The organism is Nonomuraea sp. NPDC026600 (assembly GCF_040638335.1).
GTDB lineage: Bacteria > Actinomycetota > Actinomycetes > Streptosporangiales > Streptosporangiaceae > Nonomuraea.
Genome location: NZ_JBEZYD010000064.1, coordinates 41,721 through 50,604, shown reverse-complemented (window position 1 = coordinate 50,604; position 8,884 = coordinate 41,721). Strand labels below are relative to the sequence as shown.

The 8,884-nt window shown below is 67.8% G+C and carries 10 protein-coding genes and 1 tRNA gene; 4 read left to right on the top strand and 7 right to left on the bottom strand.

The window, feature by feature from the left end:
- Nucleotides 1-77: 77 nt before the first annotated feature.
- Nucleotides 78-599 (bottom strand): hypothetical protein, encoded by a 522-nt coding sequence (locus tag AB0F17_RS63225; protein ID WP_358046239.1) that lies wholly within the window; start codon nt 597-599, stop codon nt 78-80.
- A gap of 439 nt (nt 600-1,038) precedes the next feature.
- Here AB0F17_RS63225 and AB0F17_RS63220 point away from each other — a divergent pair, with 439 nt between their 5' ends.
- The 3 genes from AB0F17_RS63220 to AB0F17_RS63210 are packed head-to-tail and all read left to right on the top strand — an operon-like array spanning nt 1,039 to nt 4,021.
- Nucleotides 1,039-2,637 (top strand): replication initiator, encoded by a 1,599-nt coding sequence (locus AB0F17_RS63220; RefSeq protein ID WP_358046236.1) that lies wholly within the window; start codon nt 1,039-1,041, stop codon nt 2,635-2,637.
- Nucleotides 2,637-2,831, top strand: coding sequence for a helix-turn-helix domain-containing protein (locus AB0F17_RS63215; protein WP_358046233.1), 195 nt, complete (start codon nt 2,637-2,639; stop codon nt 2,829-2,831). The genes AB0F17_RS63220 and AB0F17_RS63215 overlap by 1 nt, the downstream gene beginning before the upstream one ends.
- Complete coding sequence (locus AB0F17_RS63210; RefSeq protein ID WP_358046230.1) at nt 2,831-4,021, top strand: tyrosine-type recombinase/integrase; 1,191 nt, start codon at nt 2,831-2,833, stop codon at nt 4,019-4,021. Before AB0F17_RS63215 ends, AB0F17_RS63210 begins: the two co-directional genes overlap by 1 nt.
- A gap of 56 nt (nt 4,022-4,077) precedes the next feature.
- On the opposite strand, the gene AB0F17_RS63205 is transcribed toward AB0F17_RS63210, so the two are convergent.
- The 5 genes from AB0F17_RS63205 to AB0F17_RS63185 form a co-directional block, all read right to left on the bottom strand.
- Nucleotides 4,078-4,153 (bottom strand) — tRNA-Ala (locus tag AB0F17_RS63205).
- 14 nt (nt 4,154-4,167) lie between these two features.
- Entirely contained in the window at nt 4,168-4,896 is a 729-nt protein-coding gene (locus tag AB0F17_RS63200) for an HAD-IA family hydrolase (protein WP_358046227.1), read from the bottom strand.
- Nucleotides 4,897-4,912: 16 nt separating this feature from the next.
- A complete protein-coding gene (locus AB0F17_RS63195) occupies nt 4,913-5,032 on the bottom strand; it encodes a DLW-39 family protein (protein WP_214635294.1) in 120 nt (39 codons plus the stop codon).
- Nucleotides 5,033-5,224: 192 nt separating this feature from the next.
- Entirely contained in the window at nt 5,225-6,457 is a 1,233-nt protein-coding gene (locus AB0F17_RS63190; RefSeq protein WP_358046224.1) for an MFS transporter, read from the bottom strand.
- Nucleotides 6,457-6,906 carry a carboxymuconolactone decarboxylase family protein gene (locus AB0F17_RS63185; protein ID WP_358046221.1) on the bottom strand — a complete coding sequence of 150 codons (450 nt, stop codon included), beginning with the start codon at nt 6,904-6,906 and terminating at the stop codon, nt 6,457-6,459. Before AB0F17_RS63185 ends, AB0F17_RS63190 begins: the two co-directional genes overlap by 1 nt.
- A 68-nt stretch (nt 6,907-6,974) precedes the next feature.
- On the opposite strand from AB0F17_RS63185, the gene AB0F17_RS63180 reads away from it, so the two are divergent.
- On the top strand, nt 6,975-8,333 hold the full coding sequence (locus AB0F17_RS63180) for a PLP-dependent aminotransferase family protein (protein WP_358046218.1): 1,359 nt from the start codon (nt 6,975-6,977) through the stop codon (nt 8,331-8,333).
- On the opposite strand, the gene AB0F17_RS63175 is transcribed toward AB0F17_RS63180, so the two are convergent.
- On the bottom strand, nt 8,330-8,854 hold the full coding sequence (locus AB0F17_RS63175; protein ID WP_214635290.1) for a universal stress protein: 525 nt from the start codon (nt 8,852-8,854) through the stop codon (nt 8,330-8,332). The two genes, AB0F17_RS63180 and AB0F17_RS63175, sit on opposite strands and share 4 nt — an antisense overlap.
- Nucleotides 8,855-8,884: the final 30 nt, after the last annotated feature.

The window sequence follows — 8,884 nt, the reverse complement described above, 5'->3', positions numbered from 1 at the left end:
CAGACAAACCCGACACCCACTAGAAAAGGATCAAGGCTAGGACCTGGGGGAATAACCTGCAACGAACCCCAGGGGAATTACGTGGCGTTCCACAATCGCATCCATTCGTCGTCGACCACAGCCTGGCATAGCGCTTCGGCGGTGATGAGCGTGGCGAGATCGCAGCTGCTCTCCCAGGTCTCCCGACCTGCTGGGCTGGCGGCGATCCATTGCTCGACGCTGGCGAGATCAGGAACTGGGTACCAGTCCCAATCACTCATGTCGAATTTGACCACCAGGCCGCTTTCCGTCCGATAAGAGATCAACGCTGGGGCTTCATCGATCCATACAGCGCTCAGGCAGGGGCCGTACTGCGCCAGAATGGGAAGAGCTCCATCGGTGACAGAGTCGACGCGGTAGTCCATGATGACGGTGCCGTTGCCGAGGCGCCCGATGAGCATGTCGACGTCGTCTGCGTTGAAGCGTGCCGGCTGAGTGCTCTCGGGTGAGATGTCGTACGCCGCCAGGACGTCGTCAATCTTGGTGGCGGAACACCACGTCAAGTCGACGACCAGCCGGGTTCGCAGGTGAAACCACTCGCGGTAGGTTGAGTCGATCACGGACGTTCCTCCAGCTGACAGTATCCGCTATGGGCCAGCTCAATGATCTTCGCGCATCCGCGTGCCGTCCGCCACCGAACCGCGATCAGCCACCTTGCTCGGTGAGCCAGGGTGAGGAACGAACCCTGGATCGTCGATCGCCCCCAAGCACGTACGGCGTCCAGCCATGCAGTGGCGATCGTAGGGCTGCGTCTGTGCGGCGGTGCGGCAACCCCGGTCGGTGGGTTCGGTCGGTACGGCGGGGCCGGCGTGCGGTGCCCGGCCCGGTTCCCGCCGCCGTCCGGGACCGGCCCCCAGGCCGCACGCCCGGACGGCGGGCGGGCGGAGGGCCGGGGGTACGGCGGCGCGCCGCGCCGCCGCTTGACCCCGACCGTGCTGTGGTCGAGTGCCGCGAGTGTGGACAGTCCTCGATGGCCTTCTCCGAGACAGGAGAGTCGACGTGACCGATCGCTCGACTCCGCGCGCCGTACGGATGGCACAGCCTCTCGCTCGCGAGGTGCTCGAAGAGATCGCCAGGCAGAACGGCGTGTGCATCCGCTCCATTCCGTTCAGGCGGCTGGACCCCCACACCGGCAAGACCGAGATCGTCGAGGTGCCCTGTGGCGCTACGCAGGAAGCCAAGTGCCCTCCCTGCGCGAAGAGGAATCGGCAGCTCCGCATGGCTCAGTGTCGTGAGGGCTGGCACCTCGACCAGGAGCCCACCATCACGCCCGACGAGCCCACCAGCGATCAGCGCTGGCTGGTGGAGTTCCGTGCCGATCTACAGGTTCAGCGCGACCAGGCCGCGTCCGCCGATCAGGACACCGACGACTGGGATGAGGCAATTCAGGGAGTCGACGTCGAGATCAATGAGGCGGGCATGCGCGGCAACGTGCTTGGCCGTACGGCTGGCAAGCGTTCTCGCTCGACCAGGCGGCGGCAGGACGCGCCAGACCTGCCCAGACGCAAGACGAGCAACACGACCTTGGGCAGGTCCTTCGCCAGCTCGGATGGCAAGGTCTACCGGCCGTCCCTGTTCGTCACACTTACCCTGCCGTCCTACGGCAAGGTCAAAAACGGCGTACCCCTGAACCCGGATCGCTACGACTACGCACAGGCCGCTCGCGACGCCCTGCACTTCTCCAGGCTGGTCGATCGGTTCATCCAAAACCTCCGTCGCGTCGCCGGCTACGACGTGCAGTACTTCGCCACCGTCGAACCTCAGAAGCGGCTCGCTCCTCACCTGCACATGGCCATCAGGGGCACCCTGCCACGAGCGGAGCTCAAGCAGATCATCGCCGCCACCTACCATCAGGTCTGGTGGCCACCGACCGACCGCGTGGTCTTCGACGGTGACCGCCTGCCGGTATGGGAGGACGGCGTCGGCTACCTCGACCCCGACACCGGACAAGTGCTGCCCACCTGGGACGAGGCGCTAGACGAGACGGCTGAGCCTCTGCACGTGGCTCGCTTCGGTCAACAGCACAACGTTCAGAGCGTTCTCGCGGGCACGCCTGCGGCAGGCAAGTGGCTGGGCTATCTCACGAAGTACCTGACCAAGAGTCTCGCTGAACCGCTCGACTCCGCGACGGACGACCAGGCCCGCCGAGAGCATGCGGCCCGGATGGTCGAGGCCCTGCGCGTCGAGCCCTGCGCGCCCACCTGTTCCAACTGGCTGCGCTACGGCATCCAGCCCAAGGACGCCAAGGCAGGCATGCTTCCCGGCCGGTGCCGTGGCAAGGCCCACAAGGCCGAACACCTCGGGTACGCCGGTCGTCGCGTGCTGGTCTCCCGCAAGTGGTCGAACAAGACCCTGGCCGAACACAAGCAAGACCGCCGTACCTGGGTCTTGGAAGCCCTCGGCCAAACCGACGAGCCGACCGACCTACACCGCTACGTCTGGAGGCAGATCAAACCGGGTGACCCGGATCTCGACCCGAGCGGCGTCCGGCTCCTACGCGAGATCACCAAGAAACAGCACTGGCGGGCGCACCTCCGAGAGCTCGAAGCCAGAGCTACCGGCCAAGATCTTTCGGCAATAGGAGAGGAGGCGGCGTAATGGACAAGCTCCTGAACGTGGAGGAGGCGGCCGACCTCCTCAACACCTCGCCTCGCTTCGTACGGCGGCTCATCGCGGAGCGTCGCATCGAGTTCGTCAAGCTCGGCCGACCTGTGCGCATCCGCGAGTCGGCACTGATCGCCTACGTCATCGCGGGGACCGTTGCCCCGATGGAAGCCGGGAGGGCCGCCTAATGGCGAACAAGGACGGACACCGACGTTTCGGCAGCATCCGCAAGCTTCCTTCTGGCCGGTTCCAGATCCGCTATCCCGGACCGGACGGCCGGATGCACACGGGCTCGACGACCTACGCCACCAGGACGGATGCCGACCGCGCGCTTACGCTCATCGAAGCTCAGATGATCTCGGGAGACTGGACGGACCCTGATCGCGGCAAGGTCGAACTCGGCGAGTACGCCCGTACGTGGATCAAGGAGCGTCCGGGTCTGCGGCCCAAGACGGTCGAGCTGTACACATGGCTGCTTGACCGCCACATCATGCCGACGTTGGGCGGGGTTACGGTTGGGAAGCTCACGACACCGATGATCCGCGCATGGCGCGCACGACTCCTCGACAACGGCGTCTCAGTCTCCACAGCGGCCAAGGCGTACCGGCTGCTGCGGGCCGTACTGATGACGGCGTCCGACGAGGACAAGATGATCGCCCGCAACCCGTGCCGGATCAAGGGAGCTGACAACGAGCACACTCCCGAGCGTCCTGTGCTCACGCTGGCCCAGGTCTTCGAGCTGGCCGACCGGATGGCCGACAAACGCTTCAAGGCGCTGGTGCTGCTGGCCACCTTCGCGAGCCTGCGCTGGGGCGAGGTGATCGCGCTTCGCCGTAGCAGCATTGATCTCCAGGAGCGGACGGTGCGCGTACGTGAACAGCTCGTCGAACTCGACGGCGGCGAGATGCGCCTGGGGCCGCTCAAGTCGCGGGCCGGTCGGCGGACAGTCAGCATTCCGTCGGTCATCATCCCGGCCCTGGCCGAACACTTCGCCCAGTTCGTCGACGAAGCCGATGACGCCTTCGTCTTTCTCGGCAAGCGCGGGGCCTTCCTGCGGGGCGGCAACTTCCGGCGAGAGGCCAAGTGGGCGGACGCGCTCAAGGAGATGGGCGTGCAGGGGCTTCACTTCCATGATCTCCGGCGCACGGGCAACACGCTGGCCGCACAGTCAGGCGCAAGCCTCGCCGACCTGAAGGCTCGGATGGGACACGACAGCGACCGGGCCGCGCTCATCTACCAGCACGCCACACGCGACGCAGACGAGAAGATCGCCGATGCGCTCAGTGCACGCGTGAGGAAAGAACAGAAGAAAGCCAAGAAGACGCGCGAGAGAGGAGATGACGACGGCACGGCGGGAGTGCTGGTCCCCGCAGGCTAATGGCACGTTAATGGCACGAACACCCCGTCACATGATCAGTGGCGGGGTGTTTTGGCTGGTGGAGCCTAGGAGATTCGAACTCCTGACTTCCTGCTTGCAAAGCAGGCGCTCTGCCAACTGAGCTAAGGCCCCTCGACGAAGATAGCTTACCGGTCCGCGACACCCATCTGCTGCCTGCTCGGGTCTTCGCTCAAGATCAAGCCAGGGAAGTCCGCGATCGAGTCCAGGATGTGTGTGGCGCCTCCCTTGAGCAGCCGCTCCCGGCTGTGGACCCCCGTCATCACCCCGGCCACAACAGAAGCACCCGCTCGACGGCCGCAGAGCATGTCGCTTTCCGAGTCGCCGATGACCGCCACCTGTCGTACGTCCTCGATGCCGAGGCGGAGTACGGCGTGCAGGACCATGTCGGGCCAGGGGCGGCCGCGGCCGCCGGCGTCTTCGGGGCAGATGGCGAGGTCGATCTTGTCGTGCCAGCCGAGCACGCTGAGGACGCGGCTCAGGGTGACGCGGCTGAAGCCGGTGATCAGGGCCAGGCGCAGGCCGGAGCCGCGGAGTTTGTCGAGGACCTCGATGACGCCGGGCATGGGGACGAGACCCGCTCGGTCGAGCGCACCCTCGTAGGAGCGCTCGAACGTCAGGTTCGCCGCCTGGGCCTGGGCCTCGTTGTCGGGGAAGATCCCTCGGAAGACATCGATCTTGGGGCAGCCCCGGGACCGGTGCACGTGCACCATGGCACGCGCATACGCTCCGGTCCCGGGGACGATGCCTTGAGTGGCTATCGCTTCGGCGAAAGCACGCTCGACCATGGCGATGTCACCGACTGTTGTGCCGGCCAGGTCCAGGCACGCCAGCTTGATGGGGACGACGTCACTCATCGCCTCGCCAGGTCGATCAGTTCTCGCTGCCGGTGGCCTCGGTCCAGAGATCGAGCTCGGCGCGGTCAGCCTGTACTTTGCGCCAGACCAGCAGCCCCCCAAGGGCGATCAGCGCCAGAACGACAAGCTTCTTCACGGTGTGACCCCACTTCTTCGACGGCCTCACCTGCCGGGGTGAGACCCAACGGTTGACATGCAGCCTAGCAAGGGATGGCTGCGGTCCTTGTGTTGTGCACGAACCAGATGTACCGGATGTGCAAAGAACGAGTGAACAGACCCAGGTGGGACCGGTTATACCCGTCCCATCTTGGACACCGTGTGGATCATGTCAAACCCGGTCAGCGGGACGTACACCGGGGGTTCGCGAAGCCCAGCTGACGGCCGGGCCCATCGCGGCGCCGGCCGCCACGAACACCCCGCCGACCAGCAGCCAGCCCAGCGTTCCCCCGCCGATGACGAGCGTGGTGAGGATGACGGGCCCGAGCATCCTGGCCACCGCGACGCCGGTCCCGAAGAACCCCTGGTACTGCCCCTGCTTGTCAGCCGGAGCCAGCGCGAACCCGATCTCCCAGGCACCCGCCCCCAGCAGCATCTCGCCGTACACCTGGAGCCCGGCCGCGGCCAGCAGGATCAGCCCGGCGAGCCAGGCCGACGAGCCGATGGACGACATCGCGAACACCGCGCAGGCCGCCAGCATGACCAGGCCCGCGTGCCGTACCGATCGGGAGGCGTCGGCGAGGCCCCTGACCCGCCGCGCGAGGCGCACCTGGAACAGCAGCACGCTCACCGTGTTCACCAGGAGCAGGGCCGAGACCAGCCAGGTCGGTGCCGTGGTGCGCTGGACGATCCACAGAGGGACGACCAGGCTGAGCAGCGGCATGTAGAAGAGCATGACCGCGTTGATCAGCGTGACCACCGCGTACGGCCGGTCCCTGAGCACGGCCAGCTTCGGACCGGCGGCGGCCGGGACGGGGGCGACGGCGGGCAGCCTCAGCAGCAGTACGGCGGCGGCCAGGAAGCTGACCGCGTCCACCGCGAACACCGCCAGGTACGCCTCCCGAGTGCCGAAGTGCAGCGCCAGCCCGCCCAGAGCGGCGCCCACCGCGAGACCGCCGTTGAGCGTGGACTGGAGCACGGCCCGGACCTCGGTGCGCTTGTCCGGCTCGATCAGTCCGGCGAGCAGCGCCTGCCGGGCCGCGGACAGGCCGGTCTGCGCGGTGCCGTACAGGCAGGCGACCAGCGTGAACAGCGCGAACGACCGCACGAACAGGAACGACGCGACCGCGACGGCGGTCATCAGGGCGAGGAGGATGGCCACTCCGCGCGGACCGCGCCGGTCGGCCAGGTGTCCGAGCGGGACGCCCGCGACAGTGCCGACAGCCCAGCCCAGCGTGAGCCCGAAGCCGATCTCCGTCGCCGACAGACCGACGATCCTGGCGAAATAGAGCGCCGAGGTGACCAGGTAGGCGCCGTCGCCGATCGAGTTCGCCAGCTGCGCCTGGGCGAGGAGCCGCCTGGGTTCCGCCTGGACGAAAGACCGGGGCTGGGCGGGGAGTGTCATCAGCCCTTGTACGACTCGGGGGTCATGCGGGTGGCCACGCCCATGCGGTTCCAGGCGTTGATCGTGGCGACGGCCACCACGAGGGCGGCGAGTTCCTGGTCGTCGAAGTGTTCGGCGGCCTGCTGCCAGATCTCGTCAGTGACGTCGTCGGTCGAGAGTCTGGTGGCGGCCTCGGTGAAGGCCAGGGCGGCCCGCTCCTTGTCGGTGAAGAAGGGGGCCTCCTGCCATACGGCCACGGCGTGCAGCCTGGCGTCGGACTCGCCCGCCTGCTTGGCGTCGCTGCTGTGCATGTCCACGCAGTAGACGCAGCCGTTGATCTGCGAAGCGCGTAGTCGTACCAGCTCCAGCAGGGGCGCGGGCAGCGTGCTGTGCTTGACGTACCGCTCCAGGCCGGCCATGGCTTTGTAGGCTTCTCCGGCGAGTTCGCCGAGATTCATGCGCTCTGTCATAGCCCCAAATTTAGAACCCACTTTGTCCCGACATAAGCTCCAATTTACGGTTAAATGATTGGGCCAAGATGGATGTCCATATAAGTCTCCACGGCCGGGGTGACCTGGCCGCACAGGTCTACCGGCAACTGCTGGACGCGATCCTCGACGGCCGCCTCCGATCGGGCGAACGCCTGCCGCCGACCCGCGAGCTGGCCAAGCGGCTGGAGATCTCCCGGAACACGGTCGCGGTCGCGTACGACCGGCTGGTGGCCGACGGCTTCCTCGTCGGCCGGGCGGGCGCGGGCACGTTCGTCTCCGCGGAGCGCGTACGCGCCAGGTCGGCACCCCAGGGCGTCGTACGCCCCCGCGCCATCTGGCGCTCCATACCCACCGGCTCGCCAATCCCCATCCCCGAGTACGACTTCCGCGTCGGGGCGCCCGACGCGCGGCTGTTCCCGATGGAGACGTGGCGCAGGCTGGTGGCCCGCGAGCTCCGCACCAGCCTCGCCGGATATGCCGACCCCTCCGGCCACGAAGGTCTGAGGGACGCTATTTCGCGACATATAGGCATCAGTCGCTCCGTACGAGCGAGTGCCGACGACGTCCTGATCACCAACGGCGCCCAGCAGGCGCTCGACCTCATCGGCCGGGTGCTCATCGACCCCGGCGCCTGTGTGGCGGTCGAGGAGCCGGGCTACCCGCCCGCGCGCCTGCTGTTCCGCTCGCAGGGCGCCCGGGTGGCCGGAGTCCCGGTGGACGGCGAGGGCATCGACGTGGCCGCCATCCCGAACACCGCCCGGATGGTCTACGTCACCCCGTCCCACCAGTTCCCGCTCGGCACCCCGATGTCGCTGGCCCGCCGCGCCGCCCTGCTGGCCTGGGCCGAACGGCGGCGCGCGGTGATCGTCGAGGACGACTACGACAGCGAGTTCCGCTTCGGCGACCGGCCGCTGGAGCCGCTCCAGAGCCTGGACCGGGCGGGCCGGGTCATCTATGTCGGCTCGTTCTCCAAGACGCTGCTGCCCATGTTGCGGCTCGGCTTCCTGGTCGCCCCCGCCTCGCTCATGCCCGCCCTGCGCGCCGCCAGGCGGCTGACCGACTGGCACAGCGAGCTGCCCACGCAGGCCGCGCTGGCCCGCTTCATCGACGAGGGCCTGCTGGCCAGGCACATCAGGAAGGCCACCCGCGAGTACGCCGCCAGGCACGCCCTCATCATCGACGCCCTCGCCGGCGACGAGCGGCTGCGCCTGGTCCCCTCGGTCGCGGGCCTGCACCTCTGCGCCCGCTTCGCCCCAGGAGTGTCCGTCGAGCCGTCGCCCCGGCTCGCCGTGGAACGGCTCGACGCCTACTGCGGCGAGACGCCTGCCCAGAACGGCCTGGTCCTGGGCTACGGCGCGATCCAGCAGTCCATGATCCCAGAGGGCCTCCGCTTGCTCAAAAACTAGAAGTGCTTGCGGCTCCGGCTCCAGAACCGCCGCGTCCGCTCCCCCGGCAGTTGCGGCTCGTCCGGCGGCGTCGGCTGGCGGACGATCACCACCGTCGTCTTGGCGTGCCGAGCGCAGTACATGCTCGTCGAAGGCAGGAACAACCGGCTCAGCACCCCCCGCTTGCCTCGCCCGAGCACCAGCAGATCGCCCTCACGCGCCAGATCGACGAGGTGGTAGCCGGGATCGCCGACCCGGCCGACCACCGCCGTGGTGAGGTCGGCGGGCAGCCCACCGGCCACGTCGTCGAACACCCCCGCGATCACTTCGTTGCACCGCGCCTCCTCCCCTGCCCTGATGGCGTGCTGCACGGGCAGCGCCTCGGGGAAGGGGTGCATGGGCGCCCGGCTCACGTGCACGGCGATCAGCGCCATCCGGTGCAGCCGTGCCGCCCCGATGGCCCATGCCAGCGCCCAACGCGAGGCCGGAGATTCGTCCACTCCAACGATCAGCCTCGCTCCGCCGGGCAGGTCCTGATCCACCGCGACCCTCCTCGAAGAAGTACTCGACCA